The 16,538-nt window shown below is 72.2% G+C and carries 12 protein-coding genes; 7 read left to right on the top strand and 5 right to left on the bottom strand.

Annotated features, from left to right (window positions below; all coding sequences use genetic code 11):
- Positions 1-36: 36 nt before the first annotated feature.
- Genes JAN01S_RS03415 through JAN01S_RS03425 form a run of 3 tightly spaced genes read right to left on the bottom strand, consistent with a single transcriptional unit; the run spans position 37 to position 3,916 of the window.
- A complete protein-coding gene (locus JAN01S_RS03415) occupies positions 37-915 on the bottom strand; it encodes an FkbM family methyltransferase (RefSeq protein ID WP_068313694.1) in 879 nt (292 codons plus the stop codon).
- Positions 912-1,952: a nucleotidyltransferase family protein gene (locus JAN01S_RS03420; protein ID WP_157075577.1), complete on the bottom strand. Its 1,041-nt coding sequence runs from the start codon at positions 1,950-1,952 to the stop codon at positions 912-914. Before JAN01S_RS03420 ends, JAN01S_RS03415 begins: the two co-directional genes overlap by 4 nt.
- Positions 1,949-3,916, bottom strand: coding sequence for an acyltransferase family protein (locus tag JAN01S_RS03425; protein WP_068313702.1), 1,968 nt, complete (start codon positions 3,914-3,916; stop codon positions 1,949-1,951). Before JAN01S_RS03425 ends, JAN01S_RS03420 begins: the two co-directional genes overlap by 4 nt.
- 131 nt (positions 3,917-4,047) lie before the next feature.
- Here JAN01S_RS03425 and JAN01S_RS03430 point away from each other — a divergent pair, with 131 nt between their 5' ends.
- The gene (locus JAN01S_RS03430; RefSeq protein WP_068313705.1) at positions 4,048-4,728 is read left to right on the top strand and encodes a hypothetical protein; all 681 of its coding nucleotides are present in this window, start codon (positions 4,048-4,050) and stop codon (positions 4,726-4,728) included.
- A 17-nt stretch (positions 4,729-4,745) separates the two neighbouring features.
- Here the strand turns inward: JAN01S_RS03430 and JAN01S_RS16495 are convergent, their stop codons facing one another.
- Positions 4,746-5,987 (bottom strand): oligosaccharide flippase family protein, encoded by a 1,242-nt coding sequence (locus JAN01S_RS16495; protein WP_169797157.1) that lies wholly within the window; start codon positions 5,985-5,987, stop codon positions 4,746-4,748.
- A gap of 148 nt (positions 5,988-6,135) precedes the next feature.
- Between JAN01S_RS16495 and JAN01S_RS03440 the strand changes: the two genes are divergently transcribed.
- The 5 genes from JAN01S_RS03440 to JAN01S_RS16805 all read left to right on the top strand — a co-directional run bounded on the left by JAN01S_RS03440 (position 6,136) and on the right by JAN01S_RS16805 (position 14,277).
- Entirely contained in the window at positions 6,136-10,428 is a 4,293-nt protein-coding gene (locus JAN01S_RS03440) for an alpha-(1->3)-arabinofuranosyltransferase domain-containing protein (RefSeq protein WP_169797158.1), read from the top strand.
- A complete protein-coding gene (locus JAN01S_RS03445; RefSeq protein WP_068313716.1) occupies positions 10,415-11,245 on the top strand; it encodes a glycosyltransferase family 2 protein in 831 nt (276 codons plus the stop codon). Before JAN01S_RS03440 ends, JAN01S_RS03445 begins: the two co-directional genes overlap by 14 nt.
- Positions 11,242-12,354 (top strand): glycosyltransferase, encoded by a 1,113-nt coding sequence (locus JAN01S_RS03450; RefSeq protein ID WP_068313721.1) that lies wholly within the window; start codon positions 11,242-11,244, stop codon positions 12,352-12,354. The genes JAN01S_RS03445 and JAN01S_RS03450 overlap by 4 nt, the downstream gene beginning before the upstream one ends.
- A 1-nt stretch (position 12,355) precedes the next feature.
- Positions 12,356-14,032, top strand: a complete 1,677-nt coding sequence (locus tag JAN01S_RS03455; protein ID WP_068313725.1) for an MmpA family trehalose lipid delivery protein — start codon at positions 12,356-12,358, stop codon at positions 14,030-14,032.
- A gap of 89 nt (positions 14,033-14,121) precedes the next feature.
- Positions 14,122-14,277: a hypothetical protein gene (locus JAN01S_RS16805; RefSeq protein WP_157075579.1), complete on the top strand. Its 156-nt coding sequence runs from the start codon at positions 14,122-14,124 to the stop codon at positions 14,275-14,277.
- Positions 14,278-14,352: 75 nt separating this feature from the next.
- Here the strand turns inward: JAN01S_RS16805 and JAN01S_RS03460 are convergent, their stop codons facing one another.
- Positions 14,353-15,597 (bottom strand): glycosyltransferase family 4 protein, encoded by a 1,245-nt coding sequence (locus JAN01S_RS03460; RefSeq protein WP_068313728.1) that lies wholly within the window; start codon positions 15,595-15,597, stop codon positions 14,353-14,355.
- A gap of 113 nt (positions 15,598-15,710) precedes the next feature.
- Between JAN01S_RS03460 and JAN01S_RS03465 the strand changes: the two genes are divergently transcribed.
- The gene (locus JAN01S_RS03465; protein ID WP_244884742.1) at positions 15,711-16,526 is read left to right on the top strand and encodes a class I SAM-dependent methyltransferase; all 816 of its coding nucleotides are present in this window, start codon (positions 15,711-15,713) and stop codon (positions 16,524-16,526) included.
- Positions 16,527-16,538: the final 12 nt, after the last annotated feature.

Here is a 16,538-nt window from a genome sequence, read left to right on the forward strand (position 1 = left end):
GTCGGCCGGTCAGCTCGCCGACCGCACCCCGGTTGATCAGCGCTGCAGTGCGATGAGCACGTCCTGGCAGATGGGGTCCTCGACCACGCCCAGGGGCCGTCCGAAACGGACGATGCGGGCCGTCGGCACGAGCTCGCGCACGAGCGCCAGGGCTTCGAGGTTGGCCCCACTGGCCTCACGCCCGAGCCCGACCTCGATGAGCAGGTAGCGGGTGCGCTGCAGCGTCTCACGGGCCCCGCGCAATGCCTCGACCTCGAAGCCCTCGACGTCGATCTTCAGCAGGTCCACGCGTTCGAGGTCAGCCGTCAGCTCGTCGATCGGGACCACGTCGACCTCGACGGTGAGGTCCGGGTCGTAGTCCTCGATGTCGCTCGGCCGGAGCGTGGCCATGACGGACACGTGGTGCCGGTGGAGGGTCAGGACCTCGCGACGCTCACCGACGGCGACCTGGTGGCAGCGGGCGCCGCCCATGGCCCCGAGGTTGTGGGCGAGCTTGGCGTGGGTCTGCGGGTCGGGCTCGACGGAGACGATGCGGGCGCCGGGGACGAAGGTGCGGATCGCCGCGGCGAACTGGCCGACATTGGCCCCGACGTCGACGACGACGGGCGCCTCGATCCCGTCGAGCACCCCGCCCACCACGATCTCGTCGTGCACGTCGAGCAGGCACGACTGGAAGGTCCCCAGGTCGACCGCGCTCGTCGCCCGGAAGAGCACGTCGCCGGCGCGCACGTCGGCCGGACGCCCGGCCTGGATCGCCGGGAGCGCCGCCGTCTTGCTCGCGATGAAGGCAGCCCGCTCACGGGCCGGCCACCGGCGCAGCCGCAGTGTCTCCGCATCGAGGCTGACCGAACGTCCGACGTAGAAGCGCAACCAGAGCGCGGCGCGGCCCCACCGGGTCCGGGGGGTGGTGGTCATGGCGAGCTGCTCCCTTCGTCGTGGCCGTCGGCCGTGTCCCCACGTGGGACGTGCGCCCCGTCGGCGATCGCCCTGTGCCGCACGACGGCCCCGTCGGCGACGGTGACACCCTCGCCCAGGACGCTGTCGACGACGACCGCCCCGGTGCCCACCCGGACGTCCGCGAGCAGGATCGAGCCGCGCACGAGCGCCGACCCACCGACGCGGGCGCCGGCACCCACCGTGCTGGCCTCGAGCTGCGCGCCCTCGTCGATGACGGCATCGGGGTCGATGGCCCGTCGCGGGTCGTAGTCCGTGGGCAGTGCGGGCCGCGCGGTCCCGTCGAGGGCGGCGCGGGTGGCGGTCAGCAGGGCGTCGGGGGACCCGATGTCGGCGAACCACGCGTCGTCGCGGTGGGCGAGCACGACCGCTCCGTCCGCGATGAGCACCGGGAGGATCTCTCGCTCCCACGACTGCTCCTCGCCGGTCGCGCGCTCCCGCAGGATCCCGGCCCGCACGACGTAGGTGCCGGCATTGACGAGGGTCCCGGGCGGGCCGGGCACCTTTTCCCGGAAGTCCACGACACGCCGCCCGTCCACCGCGACGTCCACGGTGCCGAAGGGGGTCGGGTCGTCGACCGCACGGACGTGCAGGACGATGTCGGTGCCGGGGGAGCAGGCGGCCACCTGGGCGCGCAGGTCGTGCCCGGTCAGCAGGTCGCCGTTGACGACGACCACGGGTTCGTCGTCGGGCGCGTCCAGGACCTCGAGGGCGGCGAGCAGGCCGCCACCGGTGCCCAGGGGAGTGCCCTCGTCGCTGAGGAGCACGTCGAGGCCCTCGACCGGATGACTCGCCACGTGGCCGGCGACCTGCTCGGCGTGGCGGGCCGTCGCCAGGACGACCCGGCTGACCCCGACCTCGTGCAGGCGTCGCAGCTGCAGGTCCAGGACGGGGACACCTCCCACGGGCAGGAGGTGCTTGGGACGGGTGAGCGTGAGCGGGTGCATGCGCGTCCCGAGACCTCCGACGAGGAGGACCGCGGCGCGAGGAGGCGTCACGACGGCTGCGGGTCGCCGTTGGCGGCGTCCCGCACGCGCGGGGCGAGCCACGACCAGACCTCGCGCCCGGAGTCCCTCGTCACGTGGAGGTAGTCCTCGTAGAGGGGCGTGCCGTTGAGGCCGTCGTGGAACCCGTCACCGCAGAGGAAGGAGTTCTGGTCGATGACGGCCACGTCGTTGGCCTCGGCCCACGAGGCCGCCAGCTCGTTGACCCGGGCGACATTGATGTCGTCGTTGAAGCGGGTCACCTCCTCGTCGACCCCGAAGTCCGGCACCCGGTGGCAAGCCAGGTTGACCAGCGCCATCCGGTGGTCGCCGGGGGCGGCGTCGATGCGCTCCTGGAGCCGGTCGAAACCGCGATCCAGGTACTCCTCGTACGCGGGCGAGTCGAACTCCAGCCGCTGGCCATCGACCTGCCGGTCCGCCACCAGGCTCTGGCTGACGAAGACGACGACGACATCCGGCTGGTCGCGCTCGATCGTGTCGGTCAGCCCGTCACGCCAGCCCTCGCAGTCAGGGTTGACGGGGTCGGGGCGATCGCCGCGGTAGCGGGCCTCGGGGAAGAGGTCGCAGCCAGGGTTGGTGTAGTGGCCCACCGTGAGGTCCGGGTAGGCGCCCTTGGGGTAGTGCTTGGCGTAGCTCGCGGGGATCGAGTTGCCGATGAGCAGCGCCCGGTTGGTGCTGTCCCCGGAGACGTAGGGCGGCGGCGTGTAGGTGATGTTGGACAGCACCTCGCCGCTCACGACGTCGCGGGCGGCGCCCACCGGCAGGGCGACGGCGCCGGCGAGGACCGCGACGGCACCGAGTGCACCCGCGACGACCGAGACGCGCGGCATCCTGGGCAGCAGGGCCTTGAGCCCGTGTCGCCGGACGGGTTGCTCGATGAGCAGGTAGGAGAGCGTGGCCACGACGAAGGACAGGACGACCTGCACGTAGACCCGCACGATCGGGTCGACGTCGACGAGCAGCTGGTTGGAGTAGACGATGATCGGCCAGTGCCACAGGTAGAGGCCGTAGCTCATCAGGCCGACACGACGCAGCGGCTCCCAGGCCAGCACGCGTTGGACGGGGTTGGCCTCCCAGCTCGCCGCCGCCACGACCACGACCGCCACGAGCACGCACAGCACGAGCAGACCGCCCCTGAAGAGCAGGTCCGGTTGGTCGCCGGCAGCGACGAGCGCCACGAGGACGAGGACGAGGGCGAAGGGGGCGAGCGCCCGGCTCGTGCGGTCGGTGAGCTCGGAGACGGCGGCGGGCCCACGGGCGGTCCCGCTGCGCAGCACGAGGACGCCGGCGACGGCGCCGACCAGCAGTTCGAAGGCACGGGTGTCCGTGCCGTAGTAGACGCGTGAGGGTTCGTGCCCGGGCGTGTACAGGACGGCCATGAGGACGGCGGACAGGACCGCCAGCCCACCGAGGGCCATCGCCAGCCGGTTGCGCTTGCGCACCACCGCGAGCAGCCCGAGGAGCAGGAGGGGGTAGATGATGTAGAACTGCTCCTCCACCGACAGGGACCAGGCGTGGCGCAGCGGCGACGGGGTGGCCAGCGTCGCGAAGTAGGCCTCGTCGCTGAAGTACATGCGCCAGTTGGCGACGTAGAAGAGGGTGCTGAGGATGTCGGCGCTCACCGCCTCGCGCCGCGCGGGCAGGCCGATGAACCGGGCGGCCAGCGTCACGGCCGCCAGGACGAGGAAGACGGCGGGCAGCAGCCGCCGGGCACGGGCCAGCCAAAAACCGAGGAGGTCGATGCGTCCGGTGCTCGTGCGCTCGCGCAGCAGCAGGCTGGTGATGAGGAAGCCGGAGATGACGAAGAACACATCGACACCCAGCCACCCGCCCGGCAGCCAGGCCTCGTTGGCGTGGCCGATGATGACGGCGACGACCGCGATGGCCCGCAGCCCGTCGATGGCCGGCCGGTAGGTGAGCGGGATGTGCCCCTCCGCCTTGCGCGGAGAAGGCCTCACGCCTCGCGCGGGGGGCGTCGCGCCGGGGCGCCTGCGTCGGAGCGAGCGGAGGTCAGGAGTTCTCATGGGGGGGACATCTCGGTGTGCTGCACCCGACAGATCAGAACACAACTCGTGAGTAGCATGGGCGCATGGTGACTGACACTACCCTCAAGGGTCCCGAGCCGCTGCGCGTCGTGCGCGGTCTCGTCCTGCTCCTCGCAGCACTGCTGCTCGTCGCGGCCGTCTACTACTACTTCGTGCCGGTTCACGTCGCCTCCAAGGAGGGCGTCTTCGGGTGCGGCAGCGCCTCGAACCCGCCGAGTGCCGACAAGGACGGGTTCCAGTTCGGCGCCTGCCAGAAGTCGGCCGTCGTCAACCAGTTCCGGACCTACGCGCTCCTCGCGGGTGCCGTGCTCACCGCGCTCGCCGGCTTCCTGCTCTTCCGCACCCCTCGACCCGACGACTGGGACGAGGACGTCGACCTCTCCGACCGCGACGTCACCCGACGCGGAGATCGGCGCGCCGACCGCGCTGACCGTGTGTCCCGCGGCGCCCGCGCCGAGCGCGCGGATGACTCCCGGGAGCTGCGTGGCGTCCGTCGAGAGGACACCTCGCGACGCGGGGCCGTCGACGAGGCGCCGCGCGAGACCCGCCGTGACTCCGTCGACGAGGCACCGCGCGAGACCCGTCGTGACTCCGTCGACGACTGGGACGACGCGGTGGCCGACGAGCCCGTGAGCCGGTCCTCGCGGCGTGGCGACGACTTCCTCGACGACGAGATCCAGGACGCTCCCCGGCGCAGCCGGCGTCGGCGCGACGACGACTTCTGAGGTCACGACCGGTCGGGTCACGGCACCGTGGACCCGGTCGGCGCAGCCGTGGTGACAGCGCCCGGTTCCCCTCGTGAGAGGAGGAACCGGGCGCTGCCGATGAGGGCGACGACGAGCGCGACCGCTGCGTACGTCGCGACGATGCCGCCGGCGGTCCGTGTGTCCGTGACGAGCACCACGAGAGCACCCGCGGCGGTCGCGACGAGCGCGATGACCGTCAGGGCCCGGTGACCGCGCGCCATCTCCGCGAAGAGGAGCACCTGGCACAGCGCCCACAGCGTGCCCAGGCCGGTGAAGGCGAGGAGCAATCCGGCCGCGTCGAGGTACTCGGTGCCGCCGAGCAGTCGCACGAGCTGCTCCGGCACGGCGGCGACGACCGCCGAGCCGAGGAGTCCCATGCCGAGGACGAGCCCCAGTGCTCCCATGACGGGGCGGCGACCGCCTCCGCGGCTCGCCACGGGGACGAGCGTGAGGGCGACGAACTGCGTTCCCCAGAACACGACCTTGCCGAAGAGGCCGGCGAAGGCGTAGGCGCCGGCGTCGTGCGCCGTCAGCAGGTGGCGGGCGAGCAGGACGTCGGTGCTCGTCATCGCCAGGAGCACGGCGAGCGTGCCGTTGGAGGTCAACAGCTCCTGGACCAGCCCGAGCTCGAAGCGGCGCCACCGCTGCACGTGCCGACGGGCGAGCCACAGCGAGAGCAGGGCCGGCGCCCAGGCGGCCACGAGGAGCCAGGCGAAGACGCCGACCACACCAGCGCCCAGGGCGGCGGCCACGAGGGCGGACAGCACCCGGGCCCCCGAGATGGCGAGGTAGACGCAGGCCAGCGCCGGCAGCCGTCGGTGCCCGAGGAGCAGGCCCTGGGCCGCCCCGGTGAGCGTGTAGGCCGGCATCATCAGCGCGACGAGCAGCACCGCCAGGGGCGAGCCGAGGTGGAACAACGCTGCGATGACCGGCGACAGCACCGCCGTGAGCAGGGCCAGGCCGCCACCGACGAGCAGGGCGAGGCCGATGCCCGAGCGATGGGCGTGACCGCGGGCCTGGTGCGCGGCGACGACCACCTGGAAGGCGCTGGCGGGCAGCGACAGGAACATCGCCGTGTTGTTGACGGCGGAGAAGGCGCCGAAGTCCGCCGGCCCGAGGGACCGGGAGACGATGAGGACGAAGGCGTAGCCCAGGACATTGCTCAGGCCCATGCAGGCACCGAGCACCCAGCCACCCGAGCCCACCGGGCTCGTCCTCTCCGCCGCCGAGGCGCTCACATCCGTCCCCTTCCGCTGCGGACGCCAGAACCCTACCTGTGAGTACGGTGACATCCGCTCGGATGAGAAGGACCTCACCTCGCGCGTTAGGCTGCACGCCACGGACGCGCTCCGCGTCCCCCGATGTCCCCTGCCCGATGGAGAGCCTGTGCGTTCACGGTTGACCGCGCTCGGCGTGGCCCGCCTCGTGGCTCTGGCGGTGCTGGTACTCGTCGTCTTCGGCAACGCGTTCGGCCACTTCCACACGGACATCAAGCCCGAGGTCTACGTCGCCCCGGGACGGATGCTGCAGCAGTACCTGTCGTCGTGGAGCTCCACGCCGTACCTCGGCGCGGCGAACTTCAACGTCGGACTCGTCCCCGTCCTGCTGTGGACCGCGCTGCTCCGGCTGATCGGCCTGTCGCCGGAGATGACCTTCAAGGTCTTCCACCTCGTCCTGTGGATCATCGGTGCCTCGGGTGCCGGCCGACTGCTGCGCGAGCTGCTGCCCAGGGTCTCGCCGTGGTCCGCCTTCGCCACGAGCGTGGTCTTCCTCGCCAACCCGTACACGATCACCGGCGGCTCGACCCTGGCCATCGCGCTGCCGATGTGCCTGCTGCCCTGGATGCTCATCGCCCTCATCAAGGCACTGCGCGAGCCGACGAGCTGGGTGTGGCCGGCAGCCGTCGGCGTCACCTTCTTCGCCATGAGCGGGATGAACGTCGCGGTCGTCCCCATCTACCAGCTGCTCATGGCCATCCCGGTGGTCCTCGTGCTGCGCCGGGCCTGGTCCCTCCCATGGTCGTCGGTCGCACGCGTCGTGGTGCGGTGCGGGCTCTTCTGCATCGGCCTGTCCCTCTACTGGCTGCTGCCGAGCTTTGCCGCCCGCGCCACCGGGGCACAGGTCGTCCAGGGCTCGGAGACCCTCGACGGGATCGCCAAGGTCAGCTCCTACCTCGAGGTCCTGCGGGGCCTGGGCATGTGGACCCTCTACGGACGATCCGACGCCGGCCCGTGGGTGCCGCAGTACGCGATCTACATCACCGTCGCCTTCGTCGTCCTGCTCACCGTGCTGTGGCCGGCGCTCGCGCTGTGGTCGATGCGGTGGACCCCGCCGACGGTCAGCCGCATCGGCGCGGTGAGCGTCGCCATCGCGGCGGTCATCATGGTCGGGCTCTTCCCCGGCGACCCCGCCGCGCCGGCGGGTGCGGTCATGGAGTGGGCCTTCGAGCACGTCCCCGGGACCGTGGCCTTCCGCACGTCCAACAAGATCGGTGCGGTCCTCACGCTGGCCTTCGCCCTGACGATCGGTGTCGGCGCCCACCACATCGCGCAGCGCGTCCGGTCGCGCCCCGGCGTGCGCCAGTTCTCCGCGGCAGCCGCCTTCGTCCTCGTCATCGCATGGGCGGCGCCGGCCTTCACCAACAACCTCTACATCTCCGAGTTCGACGTGCCCGACTACTGGCAGGAGGCGGCCGACCGGGTCAACGAGAACCCGCAGAGCCAGCGCGTCCTGCTGTTGCCCGGCCAGGTGCGCTCCCACTACCGGTGGAGCCAGGAGCGACCCGACGACGTGAGCAACTCGCTCATCACCCGCGACACCGTGATCCCGGAGACCACGTCCAGCACCTCGGCCGGGGGTGCGAACCTGCTGGCCGCGCTCGACGACACCCTGCAGAGCGAGACCAGCGTCGACAGCGCCATCTCGACCTTCGCCCGGTACCTCGGGGTCGACCAGATCCTGCTCCGTCACGACACCGTCTGGGAGGACACCGGCGGCGCCCGCCCCGGAGCCACGGCCCGCGTTCTCGCGGCGGACCCGGGGCTCTTCGGCCAGGCCAACTTCGGTGAGTCCGGTCGCAACATCCTCCCGCCCAACGTCCCGCCCGAGGACTTCCGCGAGGGGCTCCTCAGCCCGGTCCAGCTCTACGACGTCAGGGAGCCGGTGCCCACGGTCCGGGTCGAGCCCGTGCGCGGGTCCTTGCTCGTCGCCGGGGACGCGTGGTCCATCCCGCCGATGGCCCGAGAGGGGTTGCTGCGCAACACGCCGCTCTTCCGGTACACGAGCGACCTGGACGACGAGTCCTACGGGTCGGCGATCGACGACGCCGGACGGATCGTGCTCACCGACACCAACCGACGGCGTGCGTCGATCACCAACCGGCTGACCTCGGGCAACGGCGCCCTCCTCACCGAGGACGAGACCCCCGACCTCACGCGGGCCCTGGGCGAGCCCGATGACCAGACGGTCCTGCGCCGCTCGGGCATCCTCGCCGAGGCGAGCGAGGAGGGTGCGACCTTCTTCGAGATGCCCAATGCCGTGGCCGAGCACGCCATCGACGGCGACCCCGGCACCGCGTGGATCTTTGGTGACTTCCGCCGTGCCGAGGGCATGCAGCTCGACCTCACGCTGCCGGAGGCGGAGCGGCTCGACGAGGTGACCATCGACCAGGCCGATCTCGGCCCGGTGGACATCGACGAGGTCGAGCTGACCGCCGGTGACCGGACCGTGACGGGCAGCTTCTCCGACCAAGGGAAGGCCCGCCTCGATCTCGGTGGCGTCACCGCGTCCGAGGTGACGCTGCGCGTCAAGAGCCTGCGCGGCGACGGCTTCAACCTCGTCGGCATCTCCGAGGTCGACCTAGGCGTCGACGCCACCGCGGAGCGGACCGCCCGTCTCCCGCGCAGCATCGACCGGATGTACAGCGGCCTCACCTCCCAGGAACGCCGCCAGTTCGCCAAGGTCCCCCTCGACGTCTACCTGACCCGCGTGATCAACACCCCGTCCGGCCGGGACGACAGCGAGGCCGACCTGCGGCGTGACTTCAGCCTGCCGGACGACCGGCGGATGCAGAGCTCTGCCCGGGTGCGTCTCACGGGTGACTGGGAGTCCACCTACGACGAGCTCGCCGGGGTGCGCGGCGGCCCGAGCTTCCGTTCGGCCAGCGTCTTCTTCAACAACGCGGACCTGCGGGCATCCCGAGCCGCCGACGGCGACGCCGACACGGCCTGGGTGCCGGGTGGCGGCATGGAGGGGGAGTGGTGGGAGGCGCGCTCCTCCTCGCCCACGACCTTCGACGAGGTGACGATCACCCAGTCCGACGGCTTCGGTGCTGATGCCGACGGCACGCGCTTCGCCGCTGAGGTCGAGATCTCGGTCGACGGCACCACCGTCGGCAGCGGCACCGTGGGACGAGGGACGAGCACGGTCTCCCTCGACGAGCCGGTGACCGGGGAGCGCATCCGCGTCGAGGTCACCGACACGCGCGGCGGCGACACCGCGACCAATGCGCGCTTCACGACGATCGATCCGGGACTGGCCCAGTCCGAGCCGTCAGGCTCGTCCGATGGCTGCCTGACGGTCGCCACCGTCGACGGTGATCCCGTGCGCATGCGCCCGGCGGACTCCTCGGCGGTGGCCGTCGCCGACTCCGTCGGCGCGGCCTGGGTCGGTTGCGAGCGCATGGACCTCAGCTGGGGTGAGCACCGACTGCGTCCGGTTGCCGACGTGACGCTCGACAGCCTCTCCTTCCGCGATGTCGAGGGACTGGAGCCCACCCGAGCTGCTGCGGCACCAACCGCCCAGGTGGACGGTACGGCCGGAGGTGGGGCGCACATCCGCACCGGTGCTGCGCAGGCCCCCTACGCGATCGTGCTCGGTCAGGGGCACGACCCGAGGTGGACGGCGACGATGGACGGCGAGGACCTCGGTCCGCCGGTACGGCTGGACGGCTATTCGGTCGGCTGGGTCATCGAGGACGTGTCCTCGCCGCACGAGATCGAGATCTCCTTCGGGCCGCAGCGCACGGCGACGATCGCGCTGCTGGCGTCGACGACCGTCCTCGTGGTGGCCCTTTATCTCCTCGGAGCGCATTGGCTCTCGATGCGGCGGGCCCGCACCGACGAGGAGGACGTGGCCGCCGAGGTGCCGTCCGAGGACGCGGCCGAGGCGACGTCGGATGACGGCGTCGTGTCGCCGGCCGGTGCCGTCGCCACGAGCACCCCCGCCACGAGCACCTCCGCCACCGTGACCCCCGACGCGGATCCCGACGAGGAGGACCCCGCCGGCGATCCGCTCGCCGCGGCGCCGAGGGCGTCGCGTCACGGCCGCCGCCGCAGGCGTCTCCTCGTCGAGGTGCTGACGGTCCTGTGCGCGGGCCTGCTCGTCGGCTGGAGCGGCCTCGTGGTCGCGACGGCTGCGGTCGCCCTCCTGAGGTGGCGATCGGTCCGACCCGAGCGACTCATCGACGCGGGCGTCGTCCTCATCGTGCTGGCGGCGGTCTGGTTCGTCGTCGGCCCCGGCAACACCGGCGGACAGGTGAGTGCGGACGCGATCGCCGCCAGCCTGTGGCCCCACCGACTCGCCGGCGGTGGTCTCGTCCTGGCCGTGCTCGGAGCCTTGGTGCGCTCCGAGCAACAACTGCAGTCACTCACCCTCAAGGAGCGTCATGACAGGCCCTGACCCGGACTCGGTGACCGTCGTCGTCCCGACCCGCAACAACATCCGCACGATCGAGGCATGCCTGCGGTCGGTGACCGAGCAGACGCACCCGGGGGTCGAGCTCATCGTCGTCGACAACCACAGCACCGACGGCACCCCGCAGGTGGCGCAGAGGTATGCCGACCGGGTCATCACGGCCGGCCCCGAGCGCTCGGCGCAACGCAACACCGGCATCGAGGCGGCGAGCTCCGAGTGGGTGCTGTGGTTGGACAGCGACATGGTGCTCCCGCCGCGGACGGTGGCCCTGGCACTGGAGACCGCCCGGGCCACCGGAGCGACCGGGATCGCCCTGCCGGAGAGGACGGTCGGTGAGGGCTTCTGGACCGCCTGCCGGGCCCTCGAGCGTGAGTGCTACCTCGACGACCCGTGGCTGCACAATCCGCGTCTCGTCCGGCGCGACTACCTGCTCGGCGACGGCGCCTTCCACACCGACATGTCCGGCCCGGAGGATGCCGACCTGCGGATGAAGATGCGCCAGTCGGGGGCCGGGATCGAGCTGGCCCCGATCATCATCGACCACGACGAGGGGCGGTTGACCGTCCGCGACGTCATGAGCAAGCGCTACTACTACGGGCGCAGCATCCCGGCGTTCGCCGAGCAGCACGAGGGCGCAGTGGGAGCGCAGGGCAAGGCGGTCCTCAGGTCCTACCTGCGCAACCACCGTCGCCTCCTCAAGGACCCGGCCCACGCCGCCGGGATGGTCGTCCTCCGCGCGATGGAGGCCGGGGGTTACGCGGCCGGCGCGCGGCGCGGCCGCAAGGACCGGGCATCAGCATGAGTGAGGACCTGCTGCGTCGCCTCCTGTGGGTCTCCCTGCCCGACCAGCGTGCCCGCCGCGAGCTGTACTGGATGTCGCGCATGCCGGGGACCCGCGTGCGTGCGATGGCCCAGCAGGAGCCGGTCGGCTCCATCGACTGGATCCCCAGCACCTACCGGCGGCCGGTCAAGAGGTTCGTCGAGGCCGGGGCCCTCGCCTGGGTCCGCGGACTGGACGAGCAGGACCCCGCGGAGTTCGACTGGGTGGCCTCGCTCGAGCTGTGCTCACTCGTCACCGGCCAGGCCTCGCGCTGGCGACGGGCCGCACGTCGGGACGGCGGCCGCCGACCACTGCAGGCCGTCATCACGTGGGAGAACCTCCCCGACCAGCCGCTGTACAAGGTCCCGCCGTACCGCCAGGCGCTCAATTCGTGTCGCGATGCCGACCTGCTCCTGTGCATGGTCGACGCCGCGCGGGACCACCTGCTGGCCAACGACTTCGACGACGAGCTCATCCGGGTCGTCAAGCCGGGCGTCGACACCGAGCTCTTCCACCCGGCGGCCGAGCCGGTGGACGAGCCGGTCGTGGTCTTCGCCTCGCCCCTCGCCGACAACAAGGGCATCGACCGGGTCCTGGACGCCATGGCGATCGTCCGTCGCGAGATCCCGCAGGCCCGGCTCAAGGTGGCCGGTCGCGGACCTCTCGAGCACCTCGTCCGGGCAGCGGCCGAGCAGCCGGGGTCGGGGGTCGAGCTGATGGGCTCCCTCGACACCGGGGGCGTGGCGGACCTCATGCGGTCGGCAGCTGTCTTCACCACGGCGCCGCGGCCGACGTGGAAGTGGACCGAGCAGCTGGGCCTGGCCTACCTCGAGGCCCTCGCCTGCGGTCTGCCCATCGTCACCACCCGGTGCGGGACCAACGACGAGGCCGTGCAGCCGCCCAACCGTCTCGTGGACGACGACGCAGAGGCGCTCGCCGACTCCCTGCTGCACTTCCTGCGCGACCCCGCCCTTCGGGCAGAGGTCGGTGCCACCAACCGGAGGTACGCGCTGACCCACCACGACCTGCCCACGCAGTGCGCCGCCATGGGTGCAGCCTTCGCCGAGGTCGAAGCCCTCCACCGGGTGTGACGTGTCGCTGACGAAGGGGGTCGCGCGCCCCGGGACCGTCGGTGCGGCCGTCGGGGGCCTGCTGGGTCTGCTCGTCCTCGGCCCCTCCCTGGCGCCCGGCTACACCCTCCACTACGACCTCGTCTTCGTCCCCGACCTCCCGCTGTCGGCGCGGACGCTCGGCGCCGACGGGAGCGTGCCTCGGGCCGTGCCCAACGACCTCGTCGTCGCGCTGCTCGGGTTGCTGCTGCCCGGGTGGCTGGTGCAGAAGCTCGTCCTGCTCGGTGCCTTCGTCATCGGCGGGGCAGGAGCCGGTCGGTTGGCCCGGTCGCTGCCCGGTGCCGCAGCCGCCGCGGCGCTGTGGTCGTGGAACCCCTGGGTGGGCGAGCGGCTGGGCATCGGCCATTGGGGTTACCTCGTGGGTGCAGCGCTCCTGCCGTGGGTGCTGCAGGGGGCCGCGCGCACCGACGAGCGGCGAGGGAGGGCCCTGCTCGTGGCATCCCTGACCGCCGCGGCACTGGGCGGCTCGACACCCGGCGTGCTGGCGGCCCTCCTGGCCGGCGTCACCGTCCTCGTCGCCACCCGCCCAGCGGCACGCCGCGTCAGGGACGTCGCCCTCGTGGGCGGCGTGGCGCTGCTGGCCAATGCTGCGTGGTGGTGGCCCTTCCTGCGGGCTGCCTCCCGCTCGGCGGACGCCGGGGGAGCCGCGGCGTTCGCGTCCGGGGCGGACACCCCCTTCGGCGTCGTCGGATCGCTCGTCCTCGGAGGCGGGCTGTGGAACGACCGCACCTGGTTCGTCGAGCGCACGACCTGGCCGCTGGCGACCGCGGCCCTGATCGCCGTCGCACTCGTCCTGGTCCTCGCACTGCGTCGCCCCGAGTGGTGGCAGGCCCCACTCACCCGGGGCGCCACCGTCGCCGGCTGCGTCGGACTGCTCCTTGCGGCACTCGCGGCCCTGCCCGGGGGGCGCGGGCTCGTCGAGACGGTCGTCGTGCACGTCCCGGGCGGTGGCCTGCTGCGTGACGGGCAGAAGTTCGTCGTGCTGTGGGTCCTGCTGCTCGTCGTCGCCACCGCGGTCGTCGTCGACCGGGCGGTGGAGCGGGGCCTGCCCCGCCTGCCGCTCGTGCTGGCCGCCCTGTGGCCGGTGGCCACCCTCCCTTCGCTCGCCTGGGGCCACGCCGGTGCCTGGGGGAGCGTCGACTACCCGCCGGAGGTGCGCACCGTGAGCGACCGGCTCGCCGCGTCCGGCGAGGCCGTGGCCGTCTTCCCGTGGTCGACCTACCGGCGATACGAGTGGAACGACGACCGGGTCGTCCTCGACGCGTGGAACCGCCTCCTGCCACAGCGGGTGGTCTCCGACGACCGACTGGCCCTGCGCGAGCGCACCGTCGCCGGCGAGGACCCGGCAGCCGCGCGGGTGACCCGCTCCCTCGCCGACGACGGGGACACCCTCGCTGTGCTGCGCTCGCTCGGCGTGCGGTGGGTGGTCGTCCAGCTGGACCAGCCCGCTCCGCCGGGGACCGTCCCCGATCTGTCCGGGACACCGTCGAGAACCGTCGGTGACCTGGCCGTGCACGACCTCGGTCCGGTCGCCATCTCCCAGCCGCCGCCGGACCGGCTGCGCGCGCTCGGTCTCCTCGGCACCGGGCTGGCGGTGGTGGTGTCGATCGTCCTGGCCCTGCGCAGCCGTCGCGGGTGAGACGTACGCGACACGGGGGACCGACTCGCCCCAAGTGACCGGCCGGTATAGAGTGGTCCCGACCCGAATCCGCTCATGGAGGACAGCCAGTGAACAACGACGGCTCGAAGAAGATCGCCTACAACGTCGGCGGTACCGTCCTCGGCGCGCTCCTGGCCGGTCTGGCCATCTTCGGCATCGTGCAGGTGCAGAGTGGCGCCGAGATGCCCCAGGAGAACCAGCAGGTCATCAACTACAACAGCTGACCTGCCCACGACCCCACGAAGGGGGCGTCCGCTCGATCGAGCGGACGCCCCCTTCGTCGTACCCGGGGCCGGGTGTCAGGAGGCGACGGCCTCGAGCTCGTCCTCACGTTCGGTCGGCGCGGCGTCCGCGCGCGAGGCGATGAGTGCGTCGAGGTCGATGACGTCGTCGCGGTAGCGGTCGGTGAGGCCCAGGACGGAGCGGATGACCGACTCCAGACGGTGGCCGGCCCGGACCCAGTCGAAGGAGCTCGCGTACAGACGGGCGGTCCGCCCGAGGGAGCGCCGCAGCACGGCGTCGTCGACGAGGGTGATGACGTGCTCCTCGAACTCGCGGGCGGAGTCGGCGAGCAGACCGGTGCGGCCGTGCACGATCGACTCGCTGGGGCCCCCGGCGAAGCTGTAGGCGACGGCCGGCGTGGCGTGGAGCCCGGCCTCCACGATCGTCAGCCCCCAGCCCTCCTTGTGCGAGGGCATGACGACGACCCAGGCGCGGGCGAGCAGCTCGTGCTTGCGCGCCTCCTCGACGAACCCGTGCAGGTGGACACGGTCAGCGACGCCCCTGGCCTGCGCGTGCTGCGCGATGGCGTCCTCCCAGTAGCCACCGCCGACGACGTGCAGCTCCAGGTCGGGGTGGCTCGCGGCGCGGGAGGCGAGGATGTCGACGGCCTGCTCGACGTGCTTGTGCGGCACGAGCCGACCGAGGAAGAGCATCGTCGGCGTCTCGGTGCGCTCGAGGCGGGCGTAGTGGTCGAGATCATCGGGCCGGTCATTGCCCGAGTAGACGAGGTCCACGCGCTCGGGGTCGACACCCAGCTCCTCGAGCTCGGAGCGGGTCGACTTCGAGACCGTGACGTAGCGGCTGCGCCGGTAGACGAAGGGGGCCACCCGTGACTCGAGGAACCAGCCCAGACGGGCGATCCTGCGCCCGAAGACCGCACCCCACTGGTCGCGGTGCACGTGGTGGACGATGTTGATGACGGGCACCCGGCTGACGAGCGGCGACCAGAAGGGCACGCCGTTCTGCACGTCGAGGACGATGTCGTAGTCACGACTGTGGCGCAGGACGTGCCACATGCCGTGGAGGTAGACGCTGAACTTCGAGCCCCGTCGCACCACCTGCACGTCGCCGTGCTGCGTGCGCGGGCTGGCACCCGGGTAGGAGGCGGTGAAGATCGTCACCTCGTGACCTGCCTGGGTCAGGACCTCGGAGGTCCGCTCGGTGAAGGTCTCGGCGCCGCCGGCCTCCGGGTTCTCGCGGTCGCGCCACGACAGGTAGAGCACCCGAAGGCTGTCCGTCGGGGTGGACGTGCCCTGAGTCATTCGTCACTCCTCGCCGGCGCCGCGGATGTCGCGGCACCGACGGATAGGGTAGCGCCGTGAGTTACCGAACGGTAGGACAGGCGCCCGACATCACATGTGAGGTGTGTGGAGCCGTGGTCCGCGGGCAGGCGATCCGGGGTGGGTGCGTCGTGGAGCGGTGCGAGCGCTGCGGCCATCTCGAGCGGGACCTCGAGCGGTGTCCGGCCGACCACCGCGACCTGGCCTACGGCGGCGAGCCCACTCTCGACCGCATCCGCCTGGGGCTGACCTATCGGGAGCTCGTCCGCGATGGTGTCCCGGGGCGCGTCTTCGAGGTCGGCTACGGCAGCGGCTCGATGCTGCGACGGTTCCTCGACGACGGTGCCCGGGTGGCCGGCGTGGACCCGGACCAGCTCGGCATCGGGGTCGACGAGGTCGTCCGGGAGCGTGGCGACCTGCGGGTCGGGGGGATCGAGGACACGTCGGGGCTGCCTGGCGACCAGGACCTCGTCTACGGCATCCACGTCCTGGAGCACGTGGTCGACCCGCACGCCGCCCTGCGCTCCTCGCTCGAGCTGCTGCGCCCCGGGGGCACCGCCAGCTTCCTGACGCCGGCCGGCGACAGCAGCGGGGTCGAGCGGTACGGGGCGGCCTGGTGGATGCTCGAGGACCCGACCCACGTGCGCTTCTTCACCGCCGACTCCCTGGCCAGGGCGGCGGAGGCGGCCGGCTTCGTCGACGTCGAGGTCCGCCGGCTGCTCCTGGACAGCCTGAGCGTCGATGCCGCGAGCGTGGCCCGCGCGGTGCGGCCGGGACCGCGTCCGCGCGGGGTGTTGGCCTCACGGGCGGTCCTCGCCGGGGCGGTGGCGAGCATCCCGGTCGTCCTCGCCGAGCGGGCGCTGCGCCCCCGCAGCCGACCCACGCTGCAGCTGCTGGCCCGTCGTCCATGATGGTGGGGTGCA

The organism is Janibacter anophelis NBRC 107843, from assembly GCF_001570945.1.
Lineage (GTDB): Bacteria > Actinomycetota > Actinomycetes > Actinomycetales > Dermatophilaceae > Janibacter > Janibacter anophelis.

Bases quoted from the DNA above. Each gene is read 5' to 3' on its own strand.
- JAN01S_RS03415 (WP_068313694.1), bottom strand. From the start codon at position 915: ATGACCACCACCCCCCGGACCCGGTGGGGCCGCGCCGCGCTCTGGTTG.
- JAN01S_RS03430 (WP_068313705.1), top strand. From the start codon at position 4,048: ATGGTGACTGACACTACCCTCAAGGGTCCCGAGCCGCTGCGCGTCGTG.
- JAN01S_RS03445 (WP_068313716.1), top strand. From the start codon at position 10,415: ATGACAGGCCCTGACCCGGACTCGGTGACCGTCGTCGTCCCGACCCGC.
- JAN01S_RS03450 (WP_068313721.1), top strand. From the start codon at position 11,242: ATGAGTGAGGACCTGCTGCGTCGCCTCCTGTGGGTCTCCCTGCCCGAC.
- JAN01S_RS03460 (WP_068313728.1), bottom strand. From the start codon at position 15,597: ATGACTCAGGGCACGTCCACCCCGACGGACAGCCTTCGGGTGCTCTAC.